Origin of the sequence: Pseudomonas sp. Irchel 3H7 (genome assembly GCF_900187605.1) — a bacterium.
GTDB lineage: Bacteria > Pseudomonadota > Gammaproteobacteria > Pseudomonadales > Pseudomonadaceae > Aquipseudomonas.
Genome location: NZ_FYEA01000008.1, coordinates 41,000 through 65,798, shown reverse-complemented (window position 1 = coordinate 65,798; position 24,799 = coordinate 41,000). Strand labels below are relative to the sequence as shown.

Below are 24,799 nucleotides of genomic sequence, written 5' to 3'. Positions count from 1 at the left end.
CTTTGGAAACACACTCAAACCCTGTGGGAGCTGGCTTGCCAGCGATAGCGGTGGGTCAGTCACCATCATTGTTGGAGGAGCCGACGTCATCGCTGGCAAGCCAGCTCCCACAGGGTTTGCGGTTGTTAGCAGGAGTGCCGACAAACGGCCGACGGTCGGTTTTCACACAGATCGTGTGGTCATTGTCTACAGTGAAAAGGTCGGCAGACGTTTGCCGCAACCGTGATTGTCCAGATAAAACCCGGCAGCAGTACCGGGTTCCACCTGATCAGGAGTGCACGATGGATCTCAGCCGTCGTCAGTTCTTCAAGGTCGCCGGTATCGGCCTTGCAGGCTCGAGCCTGGGCGCGTTGGGCATGGCCCCGACGCCAGCCTTCGCCGAGCAGGTGCGCCACTTCAAGCTTGCCCACACCCATGAAACCCGCAACACCTGCCCGTATTGCTCGGTCGGCTGCGGTTTGATCATGTACAGCCAGGGCGACACCGCGAAGAACGTAGCGCAAAGCATCATTCACATCGAGGGCGACGCCGACCACCCGGTCAACCGCGGCACCCTCTGCCCGAAAGGCGCAGGCCTGCTCGACTTCATTCACAGCCCCGGCCGTTTGCTCTACCCGCAAACGCGCAAACCGGGCAGCAGTGAATGGACGCGGATCAGTTGGGACGAAGCGCTCGACCGCATCGCCGACCTGATGAAGACCGATCGCGACGCCAACTTCATCGAAAAAAATGCCAACGGGCAAACGGTGAATCGCTGGCTGAGCACCGGGTTCCTCGCCGCGTCGGCGGCGTCCAACGAAGCCGGTTACATCACCCAGAAGGTGATTCGCAGTCTCGGCATGCTGGGGTTCGATAACCAGGCGCGTGTCTGACACGGCCCGACGGTGGCAAGTCTTGCCCCGACGTACGGCCGTGGTGCCATGACCAATACCTGGACCGATATCGCCAACGCGAATCTGATCCTGGTGATGGGTGGCAACGCCGCAGAAGCGCATCCGTGCGGCTTCAAATGGGTGACCGAGGCCAAGGCGCACAACGCTGCGCGGCTGATCGTGGTTGATCCGCGTTTTACCCGGACCGCTTCGGTGGCCGACTATTACGCGCCGATCCGCACTGGCACCGACATCGCCTTCATGGGCGGTTTGATCAATTACCTGCTGACCGAGGACAAGATTCAGCACGAATACGTGCGCAACTACACCGACGTGTCGTTCATCGTCAAAGCAGGCTATGGCTTCGAAGACGGCATCTTCAGCGGTTACGACGTCGCCAAGCGCAGCTACACCGACAAGTCTGGCTGGGGTTACGAACTGGGCGAGGACGGTTTCGTCAGAGTCGACCCGACCCTGCAGGATCCGCGTTGCGTCTATCAATTGATGAAGCAGCATTACAGCCGCTACAACATCGACCTCGCCAGCCAGATCTGCGGCATGCCGGTCGACGCCATGCAGAAAATCTGGGAAGAGATCGCCACCTGCTCGATCCCGGGCAAGACCATGACGATTCTCTACGCCCTCGGCTGGACGCAGCACTCGATCGGCGCGCAGATCATCCGCAGCGCGGCAATGGTGCAACTGCTGTTGGGCAACGTCGGCATGCCAGGCGGTGGCGTCAATGCCTTGCGCGGCCACTCGAACATTCAGGGACTGACCGACCTTGGCTTACTCTCCAACGCACTGCCGGGCTACCTGACCCTGGGCAGCGACACGGAGCAGGATTACGCCCAGTTCATCCACAAACGCACGCAGGTTCCGCTTAGACCCGGACAGCTTTCCTACTGGCAGAACTACAGCAAGTTCCACGTCAGCCTGATGAAGTCGTGGTACGGCGCCAACGCCACCGTCGAGAACAATTGGTGCTACGACCATTTGCCGAAACTCGACATCCCCAACTACGACGTCCTGAAGATGTTCGACCTGATGAGCCAGGGCAAGGTCAACGGCTACTTCTGCCAAGGCTTCAATCCGATCGCGGCACTACCGGACAAGAACCGCGTGATGGGCGCACTGGCCAAGCTGAAATGGCTGGTGGTGATGGACCCGCTGGCTACCGAAACTTCGGAGTTCTGGCACAACGTCGGGCCTTACAACGACGTGAAAAGCGCCGAGATCCAGACCGAAGTCATTCGCCTGCCGACCACTTGTTTTGCCGAAGAGGACGGCTCGCTGGTCAACAGCAGTCGCTGGCTGCAATGGCACTGGAAAGGTGCCGATGGCCCGGGCGAGGCGCAGACCGACATCCGCATCATGAGCGAATTGTTCCTGCGCCTGCGCAAGCGTTATCAGGCCGAGGGCGGCAAATTCCCCGATCCGCTGTTGAAACTGACGTGGCCGTACAAGATCCCCGACGAACCTTCGCCGGAAGAGCTGGCCAAGGAAATCAACGGCAGCGCTGTCGCCGATTTCACCGATGCCACCGGCGTTGCGGTGAAGGCTGGCTCGCAACTGGCCGGATTCGGCTTGCTCAAAGATGACGGCAGCACCGCGTCTGGCTGCTGGATCTTCGCCGGCAGCTGGACCGAGGCCGGCAACCAGATGGCCCGCCGCGACAACGCCGATCCGTTCGGCATGCATCAGCATTTGGGCTGGGCATGGGCCTGGCCGGCCAACCGGCGGATTCTCTATAACCGCGCTTCGGCAGATGTCGCCGGCAAACCGTGGGACCCGAAAAAACGCCTGGTGTGGTGGAACGGCAAAGCCTGGGGCGGCACCGACGTGCCGGACTATAAGGCCGACGTACCACCGGAAGCCGGGATGAACCCGTTCATCATGAACCCCGAAGGCGTCGCGCGATTCTTCGCCGTCGACAAGATGAACGAGGGGCCATTCCCCGAGCACTACGAGCCGTTCGAAACGCCGATCGGCATCAACCCGCTGCACCCGCAAAACAAGAAAGCCACCAGCAACCCGGCGGCGCGGATCTTCGATTCGGTCTGGGAAACCCTCGGCGAGGCCAAGGACTTCCCGTACGCCGGCACCAGTTACCGGTTGACCGAGCATTTCCACTTCTGGAGCAAGCACTGCAAGTTGAACGCGATTGCTCAACCGGAGCAGTTCGTCGAAATCGGCGAAGTGCTGGCGAAAGAGAAGGGCATTGCTGCCGGTGATCGCGTACGCGTCAGTTGCAAGCGCGGCTTTATCGAAGCGGTGGCGGTGGTGACGAAAAGGATCCGGCCGTTGCAGGTCAACGGCCAGGTCGTGCATCAGATCGGCATCCCGCTGCACTGGGGGTTCACCGGTTTGACGCGTCACGGTTATCTGACCAACACCTTGGTGCCGTTCCTCGGCGATGGCAACACACAGACCCCGGAATCCAAGTCATTCCTGGTCAACGTGGAGAAGCTCTAATGGAGAATCTTTAAATGGCCAGCCAAGACATCATTGCCCGCTCGGCCACTACCACGGTGCCGCCATCGGTGAGGAATCAGGAGGCGGTGGCCAAGCTGATCGACACCACCAAATGCATCGGCTGCAAGGCCTGTCAGGTCGCCTGCTCGGAATGGAACGAGCTGCGCGACGAGGTCGGCCACAACCACGGCACCTACGACAACCCGCAGGATCTGAGCGCCGAAACCTGGACGTTGATGCGCTTCACCGAGCATGAAACCGACGCCGGCAACCTCGAGTGGCTGATCCGCAAGGATGGCTGCATGCACTGCGCCGAGCCCGGTTGCCTGGCGGCGTGCCCGAGCCCCGGCGCGATCATCAAACACGCTAACGGCATCGTCGATTTCGATCAGGATCACTGCATCGGTTGCGGTTATTGCATCACCGGTTGCCCGTTCAACATTCCGCGCATTTCGCAGAAGGATCACAAAGCCTACAAGTGCACCTTGTGTTCCGATCGCGTGGCGGTAGGGCTGGAACCGGCCTGCGTGAAAACCTGCCCGACCGGGGCCATTGTGTTCGGCACCAAGGAAGACATGAAGGAACACGCTGCCGAACGCATCGTCGACCTGAAAAGCCGTGGCTTCGAGAATGCCGGTCTGTATGACCCGGCAGGCGTTGGCGGCACGCATGTGATGTACGTGCTGCACCACGCCGACACGCCGACGATCTACGCCAATCTGCCGCAGGATCCGGCGATCAGCCCGTTGGTGGGCCTGTGGAAAGGCATCAGCAAACCCTTGGGCCTGTTGGCCATGGGCGCCGCGGTGCTGGCCGGGTTCTTCCATTACGTGCGCATCGGCCCGAATCGGGTGGAAGAGGATGAACACCCGACACCACCCGACACCTCGGTGCACGTCGTCGATCCGGCAGTGCACACCTTCGATCCACGCGGGGAGGACCGGCCATGAGCAACAAGACGATCCTGCGTTACACCGCCAACCAGCGCACCAATCACTGGCTGGTGGCAATCCTGTTTTTCATGGCCGGGCTGTCCGGGCTGGCGTTGTTTCATCCGTCGTTGTTCTGGCTCAGCAACCTGTTCGGCGGCGGGCCGTGGACGCGGATTCTGCATCCGTACATGGGCATCGCCATGTTCGTGTTTTTCCTCGGTCTGGTGCTGAGTTTCTGGCGCGCCAACTTTTTCATCAGCAACGACGGCAAGTGGATGCGCCGCATTGACCGGGTGCTGGTCAACGATGAAGAAAGCGTGCCGCCGGTGGGCAAATACAACGCCGGGCAGAAGCTGCTGTTCTGGACTTTACTGCTGTGCATGCTCGGTTTGCTGTTTACCGGGCTGGTGATCTGGCGCGCCTGGTTCAGTGCGTATTTCGGCATCACCGTGATTCGCTGGGCGATGCTCCTGCATGCGCTGGCCGGGTTTATTCTGGTGCTGAGCATCATCATTCACATCTACGCCGGGCTGTGGATCAAGGGTTCGGTGGACGCAATGATGCACGGCTGGGTCAGCCGCGCCTGGGCCAGGAAACACCATGAACTCTGGTATCGCGACATCACCCGCGACGAACGCCAACCGGATGTGCCGGAACGACCGATCACCAAAAAGGGCTGACTCTTGCCAACCATTCTGGAACCTGGGGAAATTGAAGCGGCGGCGAGTTCGCCGCCGTTTCTGCATCTGCCGCCTTCGAACCTGTTTGCGCTGCGGGCTGATCGACTGGAGCAACTGGCCGAGGGGCATGCGCTGGCTGAATACCTGCGACTGATTGCCGGATTGTGCCGGGTGCAGCAGCAGGTCTTCGACGATCCGCCGTTGACGGCGCCGTTCGATCAACAACGGATTGAAGCCTGTCAGCAGCATGGTTTGCCGCCGTTTGCCGCCGATACGTTGGTGCGCGAAGAGGGCTGGCAGGCTTACCTTGAAGCTTTGCTACAGCGTTATGAACCTGCTGAGCAACCTGCCGTCATTGATGCGGTGACGACGTTGCGGGTCGCCAGTTCGGGCCAGTTACGCGCGTGGGCGGTAGCGCTGGTCAGTGGCCAATACACAATGGTGCCCGCGCAACTGGTGCCGTTTCTCGGTGCGGCGCTGCAAGTGGCCTGGAGTCACTGGCTGCTAAGCGCGCCGAATCTGCAACTCAAACCCGGTGACAGCCTCAGTCAATGCCCGGCGTGCGGTTCACCGGCGATGGCCGGGGGCATTCGCCATCGCGGCAAGCACAATGGTTTGCGTTATCTGGTGTGTTCGCTGTGTGCCTGCGAATGGCATGTGGTGCGGGTCAAGTGCGTGTATTGCGAGTCGAGCAAAGGGCTTGATTATCTGAGCCTCGAGGACGATCGCCACGCTGCAAATCAGGCACCGCTGCGGGCGGAGGTCTGTCCGGGTTGTAACAGCTATTTGAAACTGGTGTATCTGGAAAACGATGCAGATGCCGAGGCGTTGTCGGCGGATCTCACCAGTTTGTTGCTGGACATGCGCCTGGCGCAGGACGGTTATCAGCGGCTGGCACCGAATCTGTTGCTGGCACCGGGAGACGAATGAACTGAGCGTCTACACTCTGGCGCAGTGATCTGTCTCCAGGAGTGGCTGATGTCCCTGCGGTTACCTTCCATTGATGGTCTGTTGCGTCATCCTGCGTGTGGGCCTTTACTTGAGCGTCACGGCCGTGAGTCGCTGCTGGCGAGTTTGCGTCAGTTGCTCGATGAACTGCGTTCCAGCGTGTTGAACGGGCAATTGTCAGCCGTCGAAATCAGCCCCGAAGTACTTGCCGGCCGCGTCGGTGAACGCCTGACCCAGCAACAGCGCAGCAACGTACGCCGCGTTTTCAACCTTACCGGCACCGTCCTGCACACCAATCTGGGCCGCGCCTTGTTGCCGGACGAAGCCATCGACGCCGTGCAAATGGCCGCACGTTATCCGCTCAATCTGGAGTTCGATCTGGCCAGCGGCAAACGCGGTGATCGTGATGATCTGATTGAAAGCCTGATCCGCGAACTGACCGGCGCCGAAGCCGTTACCGTGGTCAACAACAATGCCGCCGCCGTGCTGCTGACGCTCAACAGTCTGGGCGCGCGCAAGGAAGGCATCATTTCCCGTGGCGAGCTGATCGAAATCGGCGGCGCCTTCCGCATTCCCGACATCATGGCCCGTGCCGGTGTGCGTCTGCACGAAGTCGGCACGACCAATCGCACCCATGCCCGCGACTACGAAGCGGCGATCAGCCCACGCAGCGGTTTGATCATGCGTGTGCATGCGAGCAACTACAGCATCGAAGGTTTTACCGCGCGGGTGCCGACTGCTGAACTGGCCGAGCTGGCCCATCGACACGGCTTGCCGTTGCTGGAAGACCTGGGCAGCGGCAGCCTGCTGGATCTGACCCGTTGGGGGTTACCGGCCGAACCGACAGTGCGTCAGGCGCTGCTGGATGGCGCGGATATCGTCACTTTCAGCGGCGACAAATTGCTCGGTGGCCCGCAGGCCGGGTTGATCGTCGGGCGTAAAGAGCTGATCGCGAAGATCAAGAAGAACCCGTTGAAACGCGCGCTGCGGGTGGACAAGTTGACTTTGGCGGCGCTGGAAGCGGTGCTCGGGTTGTATCGTGATCCCGATCGCCTCGCTGAACGTCTGCCGAGTTTGCGTCTGTTGACTCGCCCGCAGGCTGAGATCTTCGCCCAGGCTGCACGGTTGCAACCGGCGCTGGCTGAAGTGTTGGGGGAAACCTGGCATATCAGCGCCGTGCACGCCTTGGGCATGATCGGCAGCGGCAGCCAACCGGTGGCGCGTCTGCCGAGTGCAGCGTTGTGTTGTCGCCCGCAAGTCTCCAAGCGTTTGCGCGGGCGTTGCCTGTTGAATCTGGAAGCGGCGTTGCGTGCATTGCCGATCCCGGTGCTCGGGCGTATCGACGACGATGCACTGTGGCTGGATCTGCGCCAACTCGACGATGAGCCGGCGTGGCTCGCGCAGTTGCCACAGTTGCAGGTCGATTCGTGATTGTCGGCACGGCGGGGCACATCGACCACGGCAAGACCTCGCTGCTGCAAGTCCTGACCGGACAAACCGGCGATCGCCGCCCGCAGGAGCGCGAGCGGGGGATGACCATCGACCTTGGCTATCTCTATGCCGAACTCGCACCCGGCGCCGGCCTGACCGGGTTTATCGACGTCCCCGGCCACGAGAAATTCACCCACAACATGCTCGCCGGCGCGCAAGGCATCGACTTGGTGTTGCTGGTAGTTGCCGCCGATGACGGCGTGATGCCGCAGACCCGCGAGCATCTGGCGATTGTCGAATTGCTCGGCATCCCGCGCGCTTTGGTGGCGATCACCAAATGCGACCGGGCCGAGGCGGGCAGGGTGGAAGAGGTGCAGCGGCAGGTGCTGGACCTGCTCGCTCCGGGGCCGTTTGCCGAGGCGCCGATCCTGACAGTGTCGAGCCTGAGCGGGCAGGGCGTTGAGGCCTTGCGCGAGCTGCTGGTGCAGACGCAAAACGAAGTGCACGAACGCAGTCGTGAAGGCGCTTTTCGCTTGGCCATCGACCGCGCGTTCAGCGTTACCGGTGCCGGCATTGTGGTGACCGGGACGGCGTTGTCGGGCACGGTTGCCGTCGGCGACAAGCTCATCCTCGGGCCTTCGGGGAAATCGGTGCGGGTGCGAGGTTTGCACGCCCAAAATCAACCCGCCGAACAGGCCTTTGCCGGCCAGCGAGTGGCGTTGAACCTCAGCGGCGAACGCCTTGAACTGGCGCAGATCCATCGCGGCCAGTGGCTGCTGAGCGACTGGCTGCACGCGCCGACACAACGGGTCGACATCGACTTTCAACTGCTGCCCGGCGAACGCACCTTCGAACACTTCCACCCGGTGCACGTGCACCTCGGCACGCAGGATGTGATTGCACGGGTGGCGTTGCTCGAAGGCCCGCGCTTGAGTCCCGGCGAGCGCATGTTCGCGCAACTGCTGATCAATGCGCCGGTGCACGCGGTGAAAGGTGATCGGCTGATCCTGCGCGACCAGAGCGCACAACGCACCTTGGGCGGCGGCCAGGTCCTCGACCCGTTCGCCCCGGCGCGACAGCGTCGTAGCCCGGAACGTCTAGCGCAATTGCGCTCCTTGGTCTCGGGCGACGAGTTCGAACAGGTCCTGCCCGTGTTGCTCAACTACAGTGCGGGCGGTCTCGACCCGCTGAGGCTCGAACGTCAGTTCAATCGTCCGCGCTCAACGTGGGCGTTAGCGGAAAACGTACGCCTGATCGACACGCGCCAAGGCCAGCTGCTGTTTAACGTGCAGCGCTGGGCGCAGCTGAAATTCACTCTGCTGGAACAACTCGCGCAGTTCCATGAACTGGAGCCCGACCAGATGGGCCCGGATCGTGATCGCCTGCGCCGCTTCAGCGGTCTGGCACTGGAACGCTCGACGTTTGTCAGTTTGCTGGATGAATTGCTCACCGCCGGATCGATTCAGGCAAGCGGACCGTGGCTGCATTTGCCGGATCATCAGGTGCGCCTGAATGCCGAGGACGAAAACCTCTGGCTAGGAATGCAGCCGTTGTTCGAACAGGCCGGTTTCGACCCGCCATGGCTGCGCGACATCGCGAAAATGCTCGGTCAGGACGACGCCGTCGTACGCCTGCTGCTGCGCAAACTGGCGCGGCTCGGTCTGATGCATCAAGTGGTGCGCGACCTGTTCTTGAGTGACGTGCAACTGCGCCAAATGGCCAACGTGTTGCTCCAACTGGCCAGGGAAAATCCGCAGATCCAGGTGACAACCTTCCGTGATGCGCTAGGCTTGGGTCGCAAACGCTGCATTCAGTATCTGGAATATTTCGACCGCGTCGGCCTGACCCGACGCATAGGCGAATCCCGCCAGATCCGCCCCGACAACGCGCTGGCCCACGCCAACGCACAATGAGTTCAAGGAAGGCAATCGCGCCCGGTGGCGCGGCCGGGCTTCAAACCCGGTTGGGGACGGCATCCGTTCCCGGGCAGGTTCGACTCCGGCTGCCTTCCGCCAGTTTGCCAAGATCAAAAGATCGCAGCCTTCGGCAGCTCCTACATAGACCGGTGTAGGAGCTGCCGAAGGCTGCGATCTTTTGGTTCGGAATGCTTGAAAGACCTGGTCTGGCCCCGTTTAGTCACGATTCAAACGGGGCAACGGTTTTTATGTTGATCATTCCCACGCGCAGTAAAGGAATGCAGCCAGGGACGCTCTGCGTCCCATCCAGAGCCGAACGCGGAGCGTCCGTTGAGGCATTCCCACGCAGAGCGTGGGAACGATCATAGAGGCCCGCTACTGCGGCAACTGCAGATTATCCATCACTCGATTCACCGCCAGTTCACCCAGCATGATCAGTTGCGCGATACCCAGCAGCGTCCTGCGCTGTGACGCGGGTATGAGGTGGGCGAAGTCATGAGCGATGGTTCTGGCTGAGGCGAGTGTTTCGCTGGCATCGGCCAGCAGTTCCTCGTTTTTGAAGTCCGCAGTGACGGCGTACATCCGGCGGGTTTTGCGTGGCGGTGGGGTAGAGCCGGGTGGGCAGAGGTAGTGATCGAGCGCGCGTTCGGCGGCGTCGTTGAGCTTTTTTGAATCGAGGGATTCGTAGGGGGAGGCGAGGTCGGTTTCGGGTGGGTTGGGTGTTGGTTTAATCATCGGTAAAGCTCCTTGAGATATGGAGCCGTCATCCATCGCTGCTAAACGGATAGGGTGGCGGCTGTACGCGGGTTAGCAGACCAGGCTCAAGGATCCCGGCGCACCGAAGTGCCCCACGCATAGCCGCCATAACGTACTGGCGAAACTCGCGTGCCTTGAAAATTGCCGAGCTGCTAAACCCGATCGCTGATTCGTCAGCGACCGACCCACAATAGAACCCGCCCCCAAAGCGCACAAGCCGGCGGATTCTGGCGTAGCTGTAGGCAATGGCGCAAGGATGTGTAGCCTCGAAGGCGTGTCTGGAGGTGTCTTTTAAACACCGGAGTTTAAATGGCAACTACATCCAGCCATCGCTCAACCACATCACCGCCGTGTGGGCCAGTTGCTGCACATCGGCACCTTTGGTTTATGGCGATCAGTCCTTCGCTAGCAGTGGACATGAAAAAGGGACCGTTTCAGGCCCCTTCGGTGTTACTGCTCCGCCGCGTCGGCGACGGCGTTATCGGGTTTCTTCGGCTTCATCAGGCTGAAGTCGATCAGCGCGCGCTGCTCGGTCTGGTACGGGTCGCCGATCAGCAATGGCCGCGCCTTGAAGCTGTCGCTGACCAGACTCTTGCTGCGGTCGAGTTCATCGAAGCTCAAACCGGCCAGGTCGGCCCAGGTATGGATGAGGTGCGAGCTGCTGTACGGGCGATCCAGATCACCGGCAAAGTTCCAGTCGTGGCTGGCTTTCCACTTCGGCGAAGCCCAGGCCATGAACGGGATGGTGTACATCGGCGCGGTCGGTTTGTTTTCGTTGCGGCCCAAGGTCTTGTGGCCCACCGAGTCGAACACGTCTTCACCGTGGTCGGAGAGGTACAACAGGAAACCGTTCGGATCGGATTTGGCGTAATCCTTGATCAGACTCGAAACGACAAAGTCGTTGTACAGCACGGCGTTGTCGTAGCTGTTGTAGGTCGGTACCTGGTCGTCACGCACACCCGGTGGCACGCCGTTGCGATCCTGAAACTTGTCGAACGTTGGCGGATAGCGGTACTGGTAGCTCATGTGTGTGCCGAGCAAATGCACGACGATCAGCTTGCGCGGTGCCGCGTCAGCCAGCGCCTTGTTGAACGGCTCGATCACGTCGCCATCGTATTGCGCGGCGTTCTGGTTGCGGTTGTTGTTCAGGTACACCTGCTCGTCGGCCTGCTCGGAGAAGGTCGTGAGCATGGTGTTGCGCTTGGTCATGGTCTGCTGATTGGTGATCCAGAAGGTCTTGTAACCGGCCTGTTTCATCATGCTGACCAGCGACGGCGTCGACAGGTACAGATCCGGATGCTCTTCGTCAGCGAAGGTCAGCACCTGCTGCAACGCTTCGATGGTGTACGGGCGCGGGGTGACGACGTTGTCGAACACCGCCAGTTGATCCTTGAGCTTGTCCAGTTCCGGCGTGGTGTTGCGCTGATAGCCGTAGAGGCTCATGCGCTGACGGTTGGTCGATTCACCGATGACCAGTACCAGAGTCTTCGGCTGATCGGCCGAGGCGTCCTGAAGGTTTTTCAGTGGCGGGATCTTGCTCACGTTGTGCAGCATGCCCTGCATGTCGGCGAGGGTTTCCTGATAACGGTGATAAGCGACAACCATTTGCCAAGGCACTGCAGGCTCGATGCGGGTTTCGAATTTTTCGAAGCCTTGGGCGAAGGTGCCCATGCGCAGGGTCTGTTTGACCAGCGGGTAACCGACTACAGCGATCACGATCGCGGTTGCCGCCACCAGCGCACGACCTCGGGGCATGTACACCGGGCGCAGGCGTGTCCACAGGAAATAGGCGAACGCGGTATGGGCGAGGAACGCCGGCACCATCCACCAGGCAAAGTACTGGGTCATGTACTCGCCAGCTTCAGAGATGTTCGACTCGAACATGATGAAGATGACGCTCTGGGAGAATTCCTGCTCATAGATGAAGAAGTAGCCCAGGCTGGCCATCGAGCAGGCCCACAGCACCACGCCAATGATCGCGGCGAGCAGTTTGGTGCGTTTGGGGAACAGCAACATCGGCGCCAGCCAGATCGCGCTCATGACGAACGCCTGACGGAACCCGGTAAAGCCCGAGGTGCCAGTCAGCTGAATCAGCAGTTGGGTGATACCCGAGAAGTACCAGAAGAATACAAACAGCCAGAGAAAACCGGCCCAGTCGAAACCTGTCGCAGTCGTTTTGCTGCGTTTGAACAATGCCATTCGGCGCTCCAGCTCACTCGTTACAACCACCGCCGGAACATCCATGAAGCCGACGAACGGAAGCCGTACGCGCAGGTACGGCCAGAATGGGGCGGAGTATTACGAAGAGAATGTGAAAAGTTTGTGAGTTGCTGCCTTTGATCTATAGAGAAGCGGGCAGCGATGCATCATGTCGGGAACAGCGGCGGCCGTTCCCGAATCAGGCGGGGGATCAAGCGTGGGGATGACGCTGAACGACCGGCAAAGGTTGCGGTTGCACACCTTGGGTCAAGAGGCGCAGCTGCGCCAGCTCCTGCTTCAACTGGTCGCGTTCGTCTTTCAACTGACGCAATTCATCGCGACGGATTGTCACGTACAGGGTTTGTGGCGGCATTGCTGTGTGTACTGTGCCCATTGCTCACCTCGCAAATGGCGTGCATCAACTGTAGGTCGTCCCCATTTGGGGTACTGATCTACTATCGGCGCCGATTTTGATTTCTTTTGCCCGTGAATGGAACTTTTTTATTTTTCATGGTCGGTGTGTCTTCGCCACGTTTCGGGGCGTTATCAGTCTGATTCGGGCACAATGCCCGGAAACTTCATCGCAACGCTCTGGACTAACCTCCATCAGTCGCGTTGGGCTATAACCAATGACACACATTTATTTGTAGTAAGGAGCATCAGCACATGCAACTCGGGATTATTGGACTGGGCCGCATGGGCGGCAATATTGCGCGACGTCTGATGCTCAACGGTCACACCACCGTTGTTTACGACCGCAATACCGCTTTCATCGATAACCTGGTCGCCGAGGGCTCCACCGGCGTCGCCGACTTGCCGGCACTGGTTGCCGGCCTGGCCAAACCGCGTGCGGTCTGGGTCATGCTGCCGGCCGGCGCGCCAACCGAAGACACCATCAACACCCTGAGCACTTTGCTCGAAGCCGGCGATACCATCATCGACGGCGGCAACACCAACTATAAGGATGACATTCGTCGGGCCAAGACCCTGGCCGAAAAGGGCCTGCACTACATCGACGTCGGTACTTCCGGCGGCGTCTGGGGCCTGGAGCGCGGCTATTGCATGATGATCGGCGGCGACGCTGAAACCGTGCAGCGCCTCGACCCGTTGTTCGCCGCACTGGCGCCGGGCATGGGTGACATCCCGCGCACCAAGGATCGCAAGTCCGACGACCACCGCGCCGAACATGGCTACATTCATGCGGGGCCCGCCGGTGCTGGGCACTTTGTGAAGATGATTCACAACGGTATCGAGTACGGCATGATGGCCGCGTTCGCCGAGGGCTTCGACATCCTCAAGACCAAATCCAGCGAGCGCCTGCCGGAAGATCAGCGTTTTGATCTGAACGTGGCTGACATCGCCGAGGTCTGGCGTCGTGGCAGCGTGGTGTCCTCGTGGTTGCTCGACCTGACCGCTGATGCACTGGCCAGCGATCCGAAACTCGACGGCTTCTCCGGCTCTGTTGCCGACAGCGGCGAAGGTCAATGGACCATCGAAGCGGCCATGGAACAAGCGGTGCCGGTACCGGTGCTGTCGAACTCGCTGTTCTCGCGCTACCGCTCGCGCGGCCAGGGCACCTTTGGCGACAAGATTCTTTCGGCCCAGCGCTTCGGCTTCGGCGGCCACGTGGAGACACCGAAGAAATGACCCATACGATCCGCAGAAAATCCAAGGCAGAACCCGCACCACCGACCACGCTGTTTCTGTTCGGTGCCCACGGCGACCTGGTCAAGCGCTTGCTGATGCCGGCGCTGTACAACCTCAGTCGCGACGGCTTGCTTGACGAAAATCTGCGGATCGTTGGCGTTGACCACAACGCCATTACCGATGAGGCCTTCGCGCAGAAGCTCGAAGACTTCATCCGTACCGAAGTGGCGGCAAAAGTCGGCAAGGGCGATCAGATGCTGGATCCGGCCTTGTGGGCCAAGCTCGCCAAAGGTATCAGCTACGTCCAGGGCGACTTCCTGGACGACAGCACTTATTCCGCGCTGGCGGCGAAAATCGCCGACAGTGGCACCGGCAATGCGGTGTTCTACCTGGCCACCGCGCCGCGTTTCTTCAGTGAAGTAGTGCGCCGACTGGGCGCCGCGAAACTGCTCGAAGAAACCCCCGAAGCGTTCAGAAGAGTGGTGATCGAGAAGCCCTTCGGCTCCGATCTGCAAACTGCCGAAGCGTTGAACGCCTGTTTGCTCAAGGTGATGTCCGAGAAGCAGATCTATCGGATCGACCATTATCTGGGCAAGGAAACCGTGCAGAACATTCTGGTCAGCCGGTTCTCCAACAGCCTCTTCGAAGCCTTCTGGAACAATCACTACATCGACCACGTGCAGATCACTGCAGCTGAAACCGTCGGTGTCGAAACCCGTGGCAGCTTTTACGAGCACACCGGCGCCCTGCGTGACATGGTGCCCAATCACCTGTTCCAGTTGCTCGCCATGGTAGCCATGGAGCCGCCGGCGGCATTCGGCGCCGACGCGGTTCGCGGTGAGAAGGCCAAAGTGGTTGGCGCGATTCGTCCCTGGACAACTGAAGAGGCACGGGCCAACTCGGTTCGTGGCCAGTACAGCGCCGGCGAAGTCGATGGCAAGTCGCTGAACGGCTATCGCCAGGAGGCCAACGTTTCGCCTGACAGCAACACAGAAACCTACGTCGCACTCAAGGTGATGATCGACAACTGGCGCTGGGTCGGCGTGCCGTTCTACCTGCGCACCGGCAAACGCATGAGCGTGCGCGACACCGAGATCGTCATCTGCTTCAAACCGGCGCCGTACGCGCAATTCCGTGACACCGAAGTCGACGAATTACAGCCGACCTACCTGCGTATTCAGATCCAGCCGAACGAAGGCATGTGGTTCGACCTGCTGGCTAAACGGCCGGGGCCGGCGTTGAACATGGCCAACATCGAACTGGGTTTTGCCTACAAGGACTTTTTCGAGATGCAGCCGTCGACCGGTTACGAAACGCTGATCTACGACTGCCTGACCGGCGATCAGACGCTGTTCCAGCGTGCTGACAACATCGAGAATGGCTGGCGTGCGGTGCAACCGTTCCTTGATGCCTGGCAGCAGGATGCAAGTGTGCAGACCTACGCCGCCGGTGAAGACGGCCCGCAGGCTGCCGAAGATCTGCTGACTCGCGATGGTCGCGTCTGGCATGGCCTGGGATGAGTGAATTGCCGAAACAACCTGTCCGTTTTCTGCTCAGCGACATGGACGGCACACTGTTGCTGCCCGATCACAGTTTGAGTCAGCGCACCATTGACGCGGTGCGCTCGCTGCGCGAGGCCGGCGTGTTGTTCAGCCTCGCCACGGGCAGACCACCGAAGGCCATGTTGCAGCAGATCGAAGCCCTGGGCGTTGATCTGCCGACAGCGGCGTTCAACGGTGGAACCATCGTCAATCCGGATGGCAGTTTGCTGGTTGCGCATTACCTGCCGGCGACGACGGCGCTGATTGCCCTGGCAACGTTCGCCGATCAGCCTGATGTCGAAATCTGGGTGTTCAGCGGCGGTGACTGGCTGCTCAAGGATCCGCACGGGCCGATGGTGCCGCGCGAACAGCATGGCCTCGGTTATCCGCCGGTGGTGGTGGAGAGTTTCGAGCCCTATCTGGAGCGTATCGACAAGATTGTCGCGACCAGTAACAACACTGAACTGTTGATTGAACTGGAGGCGCGCCTGTTGCCCAAAGTCAATGGCATGGCACAAGTGTCACGCTCGCAACCGGTGTATCTCGATGTCACGGCGCTGGAGGCCAACAAAGGCACCGCACTGGCGACCCTGGCCGCGCATCTCGGGATTCCACTGGAACAGACAGCGGCCATCGGTGATGGCGGCAACGACCCGGCGATGTTTCATTGCGCGGGATTGTCGATTGCCATGGGGCAGGCGGAGGAGGCGGTAAAGCGTCAGGCTGACGTGGTCACCGCGCCGAACACCGAAGACGGCGTCGCCCAGGCCATCGAGAAATACATCCTCCCTCACTGAAAGCACGCAAAACCAAATGTAGGAGTGAGCCTGCTCGCGATAGCAATGCATCAGTCACCATTTCCTGGGCTGACACACCGCTATCGCGAGCAGGCTCACTCCTACAGTTTTTACGCGGTGTTGATCAGAGCCAGTAGCTCACCGCGTACCAGCCCAACAGGCCCATGACGAACGTGTACGGCAACGCCATCCACACCATCCGCCCGTACGACAAACGCACCAGCGGCGCAATCGCCGAGGTCAGCAGAAACAGGAATGCAGCCTGACCATTTGGCGTCGCCACGCTCGGCAGATTGGTACCGGTATTGATCGCGATCGCCAATGTCTCGAAATGCTCACGGCTCATGTGCCCGGCGAGGAACGCCTGTTTCACTTCGGTGATGTAGATCGTCGCGACAAACACGTTGTCACTGATCGCCGACAACAGGCCGTTGGCGATAAACAACATGCCCGGTTGTTGTTCGACCGGCAGCGCCAGCACCCACTGAATCAGCGGCGCAAACAACTGTTGATCGTGAATGACCGCCACCACCGCAAAAAACACCACCAGCAACGCCGTGAATGGCATGGCGTCCTTGAATGCGCTGCCCAGACGATGCTCGTCGGTGATACCGGTAAACGCGGTGATCAACACAATCACCATCAACCCGATCAAGCCGACTTCTGCGATGTGAAAGGCCAGGCAACCGATCAGGATCAGTGCGGCTGCACCTTGCACCAGCAGCGCAGCGCGTTGGCGAGCTGTGCGTTCGGCATTGTCTTCGGCGGCGTAGTTGGCCAGCACTGTGCGAACGTTGTCCGGCAGCAGTGTGCCGTAACCGAACCAGCGCAGTTTCTCCAGCAGCACGCAGGTGACCAGACCCGCCGCCAGCACTGGCAGCGAAACCGGGGCGACCTTCTGGAAGAACTCACCGAAGTGCCAACCCATTTCGTGGCCGATCAGCAGGTTCTGCGGTTCGCCCACCAGCGTGCAGACGCCGCCCAATGCCGTACCGACCGCACCGTGCATCAGCAGGCTGCGCAGGAAGGCGCGGAATTGTTCCAGATCGTCGTGATGCAGTTTTGGCAGGTTCTGGTCGTCAGCGAACTCACTGTCCTGGCGCGGATCATTGCCGGAGGCGACGCGGTGATAGACGGAATAGAAACCGACCGCTGCACTGATGATTACCGCGGTCACCGTCAGAGCATCGAGAAACGCCGAGAGAAACGCCGAAAGAAAGCAGAACATCAAGGCCAGTGCCGCTTTTGACCGCACGCCCAACAGCAGCCGCGAGAACAGAAACAGCAATAGATCCTTCATGAAATAGATGCCGGCCACCATAAACATCAGCAGCAGGATCACCGGGAAGTTGTGCACCAGCTCATCGTAAAGCGCCTGTGGCGTGGTCATCTTCAGCAGCAGTGCTTCGATCAACAACAAGCCACCAGGCATCAGCGGATAGCACTTGAGCGCCATCGCCAGGGTGAAGATGAATTCGATCACCAACAGCCAGCCGGCCGCTACCGGGCCAACCGTGAACAGCACCAGCGCATTGAGGATCAGAAAACCGACGATGGTCGCCTTGTACCAGCGTGGCGATTGCCCGAGAAAATTGTGCGCGAACGCCTGGGCCATTGAACCGGACATCGGTTGCTCCTTGTCTTTTAGAAGCGCGCAAGTTGCCGGATGTGGCGGGCAAGTTCAAGGTGTTACCGGATTTGACCGATGTCTTTTTTGCAAGCCTGGCATGTTTCACCCTGGAATGACAAAGGCCCACCGAGTCACGACTCGACGGGCCCTTGTCTGTCGCCGGAAAGCGTTTATCGCAATTTCGACGAAATCACCCTGATTGCCCACGGCGCCGAGAGCCGCCCTAGGTCGGATCGGAGTCTGAAGGTGTGAACCAAGTTTTCTTTCAGGTCTTCGATTTTTGCGGAGTAAACACCGTGTTCATTTGCAGCGAAGGGCACCAAGTCACGGTGATAGTCGACAATCCAGCCTGTTTCACCGGGGGTTGCCGTACCCACCAATGTCACTGATCGATCGGTTGTGGTTTCTTGATTGCCGATCAATTGGAAACTTTCATTGCCCAAGACAAATTGGATGCTGATCGGTGCAGGTTGCTTTATCAGGACCCGCCATGACGAGGAATGCTGCCCATTGGTTTCCCGAGCGATGAAGTTTTGGGTGCCTGTCTTGAGATCCTTGATGTTGGCGCTCCAATGCCCGTCTGTTCCGACATTCAGGAGGCTTAGCACTGTGCCGTTATTCACCAACTCCACTACTTTGCCAGGCGCGCCCTTGCCAATAAAATTCAGTTCATTTTGAAATGTAGTCTCACCGTTTCCGACGTGCCTACCGGCAGCATCGTAAACCGAGTCGATTGAGACCTTTTCGCTGACATCCACTTCAACAGTCCACGTCGCTGACACTTGACCATCGGAGGTTGCCACGCTGTATGCGTGAATACCCCGTGCCTGATCAAGCAGCAGGGCGCTGAAATCACCACGTTCGTCAACAGTCACGAGGTGGTGTGCGGGAATCCCATTGTCCAGCATCACTGCTAACTGATTCGGCTCCGCCGAACCGAAAAAAGACAGATTGCCGTTCGTGGTAGTGCCGTCAGGTGGGATGGAGATATCGTCACCATTGGTGATTGAGAGAATCCTCGGCGCTACAAGCTCGGTGCTTCCTGAGGACAGTTCAACCGATGTGCGATGTTTGGAAGGTGTCACTAGATCGTTCATATCAAAATTCCTTTTTCGGGTAGAGCACGCAATGTTCTGCGCGCCCTGCTATCTGATGCCCGATCAAGGTTGACGTCTACTGTCAGAAATTACAGGTACAAGGCCATTCCCGACGTACGGCTCGCCTATGAATTTAGATACCGCGCCACCATCGCCCGATAGTTGCCATCCAGCGAATAACCGCCGACAAGGATCGCGTCATCCGCTTGCACAGCCAGCGAATTGGCTGTGTCCAGGCTGCGCCCCAAGCGCGTGCGCAGCCAGCCTTTGCCGTCGCCAAAACTGTGATCCAGGCCGCCATCACTCGAGTAACGGGCGACGATAAAGTCCGCTTCGATTCCACCAATGGTTGCGCCGACCGCGATGATGCGGCCGTCCGCCATGCGTTGGGCGGCGCTCCATTGGCAGCCGCTGGGGCCGATCTCCAATAATTGTGGCTGGCCGCCATGGTTGTGCAGGTTAGGGCGACCGTTTGTGTGCGGGCTGAATGCCAGGCAGCGAATCGGGTCGCGACTGCTGCCGAAACAGTGCAGTGCCTCTGAGGTTTCGATCACCTGACTGACCTGAGCACTTTTACCGTGCGCCTTGAAGGCCATGAAGCCGTCCACGGCGAAACGCTCGTCGAGGCGGCCGTCGGGCAGGTAGCGCGCCAACAGACCTTCCTGCGGAAAATCGATGGAACCTGCCACCACAATCCGCCCGTCCCTTTGCAGTAGCAGGCTGCTGAGCCAGGTATTGAGCAGCAAGTGGCGAACCATAACGAAGCCACGGCCATTAAAGGTTTCATCCAGGCGGCCGTCGGGTTTGAGGCGAATCAGCATGCCGGCATGGTCGGCGAGTTCGAAGTGGTGATTGGCGATGAGCAGGATATGGCCATCGTCCTGAACGACGAAATCGCTGGCTTCGGCCCCCGGCACACCTGGCGGCAACCAGCTGTCACGGCTGCCCATGGACAAATCGCCCGGCAGGCGCACCACCTGGCGACCGTTGTCACCGAAGCGCACATCCGGTTTGCCCTGGGCATCGAACATAGCGAGGGCGGGCAGGGTGCGATAAGCGTTTTCATAATGCAGCCCGGCCAGCAGGATGCGCCCGTCGGGTAGCGTCTGAACTTTGCCGGCCGTGGCTTCAAAACCCGGGGCAAAGGTGTCGATCACGCTGCCGTTATCACCGAAGGTCAGATCGGCCGAGCCATCGGCCAGCATCCGCGCCAGGCCGAATCGGCTGCCGGTAGCGACGCCGACCTTTGCTGCGACCAGAACGCGCCCCTGCGCATCGAGGGCAATGTCCTCGGTCAGGCTGGAGACGCTGCCAGTGAAATACACTTGAGCGACGCCGGTGGCGGCAAATGTTCTGTCGAGTTGACCGGCTCGGCTCAATAAAGACGTCGATACCGCCGGCAGCGCAAAAGTGTTCAGAGTGGACATGCACGCATCTCCTTGCGAGTTGACCTGGACCGGAAACCGGATGGGTAACTGCATGAGCGGAACATTCAATCCCTGAACCGGGAGAAGTACAACTGTAAGAACTAACAGGTGGAGGGTCGCACTGTGCCAGAACAGTGTCTTTTTGAACCAATAGCAAGCCGCCCAAGCAGTTAAGCCTGAACACGTTGCAAATAGTTGTACAAAAGTACCGAGCGTTAAAAAGACTGCAACTAAGGGAAGAGGGCGGATGACCTGAACGTCATCCGCATTACCCGGTTGTTAGTGTGGCATCGACCAGGATTGCAGCAAGTGACCTTCTTTGCTGAGTTCAGCGCGCGCCTGCTGCAGCAGTTGCTCGAGTTGCGCCGGATCAGAGTAGGCGCTGCTCGGGATCTGTTTGCGACCGATACTGTTATTGGTCCGGTCAATCACGGTCAGGCTCAGTTCGCCATTGCCGTCTTGTGGCGCCCAGGCCACGCACTGGAAAGGTTTGAACGCGTGGTTGGCAATCAGAAGAGCTTCGTTGATACGGAGCGGGGCGGTCATGGGTTTTTCTCTCTGTCGTGCCCAATCAAGTGATGTGCCGTCGGTTGGGCTTACCGTTCGGCTGGTACTTGTACTGATGCACCGAACCCGCAGGCGGGTCACACATGAAACAAAGAAATTTCAACTTTCTTTCATGGCGTTGCTTTACAGACAGGTTTTTGAAAGCTCACTGAAAGGTTAAGGCAGAAATTAGTAGATAGCTGACTAACAACTTCTGTTCTTATAACGTGTTTGCTTGTACACCTATAAGCAATCGATACAAGGCCCTGTCAAAATCTTGCTAATGTTACAGTCGTGTCTGCCAAATGACTGTTTTTACAATCATTTCTAATAATTTGGCGCCAAGGAACAGTCATGAGCGAAGCGCCAGCGTTACGACGTTTATTGGTGGTCGATCCCTGCGACGATTGCCACCGCTTATTGCCCGGATTACGCGCCGTAGGTTGGGATGTTGATAGCTGCACTCTGGAAAATGCCGCCGATCGAAGTTGTGATGTCGGCTTGTTGCGATTGCAGCCGTTTCACCTCGAACGACCTGAAGCCGTCAAGGAACTGATCAGTCGCAGCGGCACCGAATGGATCGCCGTGCTCAATCAGGAAGTCCTGCGTTTACAAAACGTCGGTGACTTCGTCTGTGAATGGTTTTTCGATTTTCACACCTTGCCGTTCGACGTGTCGCGGGTGCAGGTTACCCTCGGCCGGGCATTCGGCATGGCGCGTTTGCGCGGGCAGGGCACGATTCATGTGGATCAGCCCGAACACGAATTGCTTGGCGACAGCAAACCGATCCGCGAACTGCGCAAATTGCTCAGCAAACTGGCGCCGACCGAATCGCCGGTATTGATCCGCGGTGAAAGCGGCACGGGTAAAGAACTGGTTGCACGCACGCTGCATCGGCAATCCCAGCGTCACAACAAACCGTTTGTGGCAATCAATTGCGGGGCAATTCCCGAGCACCTGATTCAGTCCGAGCTGTTCGGCCACGAGAAAGGTGCGTTTACCGGCGCCCATCAGCGCAAGATCGGGCGTATTGAAGCGGCCAATGGCGGCACATTGTTTTTGGATGAGATCGGTGATCTGCCGCTGGAACTGCAAGCCAATCTGTTGCGCTTCCTGCAGGAACGGCACATCGAACGTGTCGGAGGCAGTCAGCCGATCCCGGTGGATGTGCGCGTTCTGGCAGCGACCCACGTCGACCTAGAGGCGGCCATCGAGAAAAAGCGATTTCGTGAAGATCTGTATTACCGGCTCAACGTGTTGCAAGTGGTCACCGCGCCGCTGCGTGAACGTCACGGTGATCTGTCGATGCTGGCCAACCATTTTTCGCACTTCTACAGCCATGAAACCGGCCGACGCCCACGCAGCTTTAGTGAAGATGCGCTGATTGCCATGGGCAAGCATGACTGGCCGGGCAATGTCCGTGAATTGGCCAACCGTGTACGGCGTGGGCTGGTATTGGCCGAAGGCCGGCAGATCGAGGCCCGTGATCTGGGGTTGATCAGCCAGCATTCGATCGCTACGCCCATGGGCACGCTGGAAGACTACAAGACTCGCGCCGAGCGCCAGGCGCTGTGCGATGTGTTGAATCGGCACAGCGATAATCTCAGTGTGGCGGCTAAAGTCCTCGGCGTGTCCCGACCGACGTTTTATCGCCTGCTGCATAAACACCAGATTCGCTAGATACCTGAAGATCAAAAGATCGCAGCCTGCGGCAGCTCCTACATTGGATTTGTGTATTCCCTGTAGGAGCTGCCGCAGGCTGCGATCTTTTGCTTTTGCTTAGAAGTAGTACGGGAATTTCAGGCTGAAGGAAAAGTCCGGAGCGTCGTCGGTCAAACCGATCGACAAGTTCGGAACAATGGTCAGGTTGTCGGTGGCCGCAATGGTCATGCCGACGTTGAAGTAGCCGGCGTTGGCGTCGCTGGACACCACCGATTCCCAATCCCCGCCATCCTGTTTCAGCTTGCTCTTGCGTTGCACCAGATCAGACACCGAGAACGACATACTCATCTTCTCGTTCAGCGCAAACGCAATACCGGCGCCGATCTGGAAGCTGTCGCCGATCTTTACCTTGCCCGGGTTTTTCTGGTTGACCGTCGAACTGATGTCGTCAAACGACTCCTCCAGGTTGTGGGTGTAGGACAAGCTGCCGAACAGCACCGCCGGGTCGAACGTCTTGACCAGCGAGATGCCCGGCGTGATCGACCAGACGCCGTTGCCGGTGGGCAGGGTGTCAGGTACAAACAGATTGGAGTTGGCATTGGTCTGGCGCAGTTTGATCCCGAACGGATCCTTGCCGGTTGGCGCCTTGACCCGCAAGGTGACGACCGCGTCCGGTGTATTGACCGACTCGTCGAGGAATTTGTAAGCGATGCCGAAGTTGACGTCGCCAATGGTTGGATCCTTGGTGACGGTTTCTTCTGTGGTGACACCCGCCGCGCCCTCATTGCCGCCGCCCGACTGATAAGTCGATTCGCGATACACCACGGGCACGTTCAAGTCGAACTGCCAGCGGTTATCGAAGTTGTAGCGGCCCGTCAGGTCGAGGGTCCATGTGTCAGCCTTGATCCGGTCGAGGTTGATGTTGCCGAGAAAGATCGAATCGAGTGCGAGGAAGCCATTGAGAATCAGCTGACGGGTGTCATAGCGCGAGTAGGTGATGCCGGTTTCGACGCTGAACTTGCCGCCGCCGAAGAAGCCGCTGGCCTCGTCGTACAGGTTGGAAACGCTCTGCGCCGGTTGCGAATCGTCCGCCAGCGACTGCCCGTAAGAAGCGCCACTGCCCCCGGCGGCGCCTCCTGATGCTGCTGCCGCACCGGTGCCGGTGGCGACGCGATTGCCTTTCATGTCCGATGGCGATTTGGCCAGCCGTTTTGGCGGTGGGGCGGCGGGTTGCTCTTCAACCTGGCGGACTCGTTGTTCAAGTACCGCAAGGGCTTTTTGTTGTACTTCGTATCGTTGTTTCAGCTCCAGAAGTTCCTGTTTCAGGGCCTCTACATCTGCGTCCGGTGCTGCTTGAAGCATCGCCGCAGGGAGAAGAGTGCTCAAACACACTGCGGCACGCAGTGATACTGATCGATACATGAATAAGCCGTCCCTTTAAGCCCAATGATCGAGACTCAGCGTAGTTCAATATCCAATACTGCGTAGGGCCCCGAGTTGAGTCAGGTTGCAATCCAGTGCGCCGGCACTTCTGCCGTTATTATTGAGTACGACGTTAAGTTGAGTCAGGTTGTTGACCACATTGGCACTCCCGAGCAGACGGGTGTTTTGCAAGAGACCGCTCGAAGCGACCTGTTGCAGCGCCGTGCCTTGATTGCCGCTGGCTTGTATCGCCATTTGCACGCCACCCGTACCGGTTGCCGACACTGCGACATTGCCGGCGGCATTACTGCCGGAAATAGTCTGGCCGGCCATCAGAGCCTGGCCCTGTACGGGGGCGAGTGCTGGCGCCTGATTGGCTTCCTTGACGTTAATGGCGACGTTGTTGTTCGCCGTGTTGCCGTCACCCGCCGCGCGTACGCTCTGCGTCACGCCCGACGATGAGTTAAGGCCGGCACCACCGATAATCGATCCCGTGCCCAGTTCCGGCGTATTGCCGTTGCCCATCTCCTTGATGGTCGACACGTAAAATTCCGGTTTGATGGTGGTTTGTTGCACCTGCATGGATGCAGACGCCCCGATCAGATCGCCACTGGCGTTGCGCCAGGTACTGCTCATGACAATGCCGAAGCTGATAATCCGCCCCGGCATCACATACCGACCACGCAGCTCGGCGAGCTCCTGGTCCTTGATTTCTATGGGTTTGAATCCTGCATTGGCGTAGCCCGATGCGCTCGCTGCCAGGCAGGCGGCGGCCAGCCAGTATGAGGTTTTCATCTGCTGCTCCCGGGACATCCAGTCCC

At 59.3% G+C, this 24,799-nt stretch carries 19 protein-coding genes and 1 tRNA gene; 11 read left to right on the top strand and 9 right to left on the bottom strand.

Going from position 1 to position 24,799, the window contains the following annotated elements; all coding sequences use genetic code 11:
• Nucleotides 1–281: 281 nt before the first annotated feature.
• From fdnG to CKW38_RS16430, 7 genes are all read left to right on the top strand, one after another.
• On the top strand, nucleotides 282–3,347 hold the full coding sequence (gene fdnG, locus CKW38_RS16460) for a formate dehydrogenase-N subunit alpha (protein ID WP_141232669.1): 3,066 nt from the start codon (nucleotides 282–284) through the stop codon (nucleotides 3,345–3,347).
• Nucleotides 3,348–3,361: 14 nt separating this feature from the next.
• Complete coding sequence (gene fdxH, locus CKW38_RS16455) at nucleotides 3,362–4,297, top strand: formate dehydrogenase subunit beta (RefSeq protein WP_008082738.1); 936 nt, start codon at nucleotides 3,362–3,364, stop codon at nucleotides 4,295–4,297.
• Nucleotides 4,294–4,959, top strand: a complete 666-nt coding sequence (locus tag CKW38_RS16450) for a formate dehydrogenase subunit gamma (protein WP_007914853.1) — start codon at nucleotides 4,294–4,296, stop codon at nucleotides 4,957–4,959. The genes fdxH and CKW38_RS16450 overlap by 4 nt, the downstream gene beginning before the upstream one ends.
• Before the next feature lie 3 nt (nucleotides 4,960–4,962).
• Complete coding sequence (fdhE, locus tag CKW38_RS16445) at nucleotides 4,963–5,889, top strand: formate dehydrogenase accessory protein FdhE (protein ID WP_095113276.1); 927 nt, start codon at nucleotides 4,963–4,965, stop codon at nucleotides 5,887–5,889.
• Between the two features lie 45 nt (nucleotides 5,890–5,934).
• Nucleotides 5,935–7,338: an L-seryl-tRNA(Sec) selenium transferase gene (gene selA, locus CKW38_RS16440; RefSeq protein ID WP_176472344.1), complete on the top strand. Its 1,404-nt coding sequence runs from the start codon at nucleotides 5,935–5,937 to the stop codon at nucleotides 7,336–7,338.
• Complete coding sequence (gene selB / locus CKW38_RS16435; protein WP_095113274.1) at nucleotides 7,335–9,251, top strand: selenocysteine-specific translation elongation factor; 1,917 nt, start codon at nucleotides 7,335–7,337, stop codon at nucleotides 9,249–9,251. The genes selA and selB overlap by 4 nt, the downstream gene beginning before the upstream one ends.
• Nucleotides 9,252–9,257: 6 nt before the next feature.
• Nucleotides 9,258–9,353 (top strand) — tRNA-Sec (locus CKW38_RS16430).
• Nucleotides 9,354–9,629: 276 nt separating this feature from the next.
• Here CKW38_RS16430 and CKW38_RS16425 read toward each other — a convergent pair.
• From CKW38_RS16425 to CKW38_RS16415, 3 genes are all read right to left on the bottom strand, one after another.
• Nucleotides 9,630–9,989 carry a DUF6124 family protein gene (locus CKW38_RS16425; RefSeq protein ID WP_095113273.1) on the bottom strand — a complete coding sequence of 120 codons (360 nt, stop codon included), beginning with the start codon at nucleotides 9,987–9,989 and terminating at the stop codon, nucleotides 9,630–9,632.
• Between the two features lie 471 nt (nucleotides 9,990–10,460).
• Nucleotides 10,461–12,209 (bottom strand): phosphoethanolamine transferase CptA, encoded by a 1,749-nt coding sequence (locus tag CKW38_RS16420; RefSeq protein WP_007914842.1) that lies wholly within the window; start codon nucleotides 12,207–12,209, stop codon nucleotides 10,461–10,463.
• Nucleotides 12,210–12,420: 211 nt separating this feature from the next.
• A complete protein-coding gene (locus CKW38_RS16415; RefSeq protein ID WP_007914840.1) occupies nucleotides 12,421–12,603 on the bottom strand; it encodes a DUF6026 family protein in 183 nt (60 codons plus the stop codon).
• A gap of 272 nt (nucleotides 12,604–12,875) precedes the next feature.
• Between CKW38_RS16415 and gnd the strand changes: the two genes are divergently transcribed.
• Genes gnd through CKW38_RS16400 form a run of 3 tightly spaced genes read left to right on the top strand, consistent with a single transcriptional unit; the run spans nucleotide 12,876 to nucleotide 16,194 of the window.
• Complete coding sequence (gene gnd / locus CKW38_RS16410; protein ID WP_007914838.1) at nucleotides 12,876–13,856, top strand: phosphogluconate dehydrogenase (NAD(+)-dependent, decarboxylating); 981 nt, start codon at nucleotides 12,876–12,878, stop codon at nucleotides 13,854–13,856.
• Complete coding sequence (gene zwf / locus CKW38_RS16405) at nucleotides 13,853–15,376, top strand: glucose-6-phosphate dehydrogenase (RefSeq protein WP_095113272.1); 1,524 nt, start codon at nucleotides 13,853–13,855, stop codon at nucleotides 15,374–15,376. Before gnd ends, zwf begins: the two co-directional genes overlap by 4 nt.
• On the top strand, nucleotides 15,373–16,194 hold the full coding sequence (locus CKW38_RS16400) for an HAD family hydrolase (RefSeq protein WP_095113271.1): 822 nt from the start codon (nucleotides 15,373–15,375) through the stop codon (nucleotides 16,192–16,194). Before zwf ends, CKW38_RS16400 begins: the two co-directional genes overlap by 4 nt.
• Nucleotides 16,195–16,318: 124 nt before the next feature.
• On the opposite strand, the gene nhaB is transcribed toward CKW38_RS16400, so the two are convergent.
• The 4 genes from nhaB to CKW38_RS16380 all read right to left on the bottom strand — a co-directional run bounded on the left by nhaB (nucleotide 16,319) and on the right by CKW38_RS16380 (nucleotide 20,894).
• Nucleotides 16,319–17,821: a sodium/proton antiporter NhaB gene (gene nhaB, locus CKW38_RS16395; RefSeq protein WP_095113270.1), complete on the bottom strand. Its 1,503-nt coding sequence runs from the start codon at nucleotides 17,819–17,821 to the stop codon at nucleotides 16,319–16,321.
• Between the two features lie 173 nt (nucleotides 17,822–17,994).
• On the bottom strand, nucleotides 17,995–18,921 hold the full coding sequence (locus tag CKW38_RS16390; protein ID WP_095113269.1) for a hypothetical protein: 927 nt from the start codon (nucleotides 18,919–18,921) through the stop codon (nucleotides 17,995–17,997).
• A gap of 125 nt (nucleotides 18,922–19,046) precedes the next feature.
• Nucleotides 19,047–20,348 (bottom strand): hypothetical protein, encoded by a 1,302-nt coding sequence (locus tag CKW38_RS16385; RefSeq protein WP_007914822.1) that lies wholly within the window; start codon nucleotides 20,346–20,348, stop codon nucleotides 19,047–19,049.
• 279 nt (nucleotides 20,349–20,627) lie between these two features.
• The gene (locus CKW38_RS16380; RefSeq protein WP_007914821.1) at nucleotides 20,628–20,894 is read right to left on the bottom strand and encodes a hypothetical protein; all 267 of its coding nucleotides are present in this window, start codon (nucleotides 20,892–20,894) and stop codon (nucleotides 20,628–20,630) included.
• Between the two features lie 354 nt (nucleotides 20,895–21,248).
• Here CKW38_RS16380 and CKW38_RS16375 point away from each other — a divergent pair, with 354 nt between their 5' ends.
• Nucleotides 21,249–22,574, top strand: coding sequence for a sigma-54 dependent transcriptional regulator (locus CKW38_RS16375; RefSeq protein ID WP_007914820.1), 1,326 nt, complete (start codon nucleotides 21,249–21,251; stop codon nucleotides 22,572–22,574).
• A 99-nt stretch (nucleotides 22,575–22,673) separates the two neighbouring features.
• On the opposite strand, the gene CKW38_RS16370 is transcribed toward CKW38_RS16375, so the two are convergent.
• Together CKW38_RS16370 and CKW38_RS16365 are read right to left on the bottom strand one after the other, a co-directional pair.
• The gene (locus CKW38_RS16370; RefSeq protein ID WP_095113268.1) at nucleotides 22,674–23,978 is read right to left on the bottom strand and encodes a transporter; all 1,305 of its coding nucleotides are present in this window, start codon (nucleotides 23,976–23,978) and stop codon (nucleotides 22,674–22,676) included.
• Nucleotides 23,979–24,023: 45 nt separating this feature from the next.
• The gene (locus tag CKW38_RS16365; protein ID WP_007914817.1) at nucleotides 24,024–24,773 is read right to left on the bottom strand and encodes a hypothetical protein; all 750 of its coding nucleotides are present in this window, start codon (nucleotides 24,771–24,773) and stop codon (nucleotides 24,024–24,026) included.
• Nucleotides 24,774–24,799: the final 26 nt, after the last annotated feature.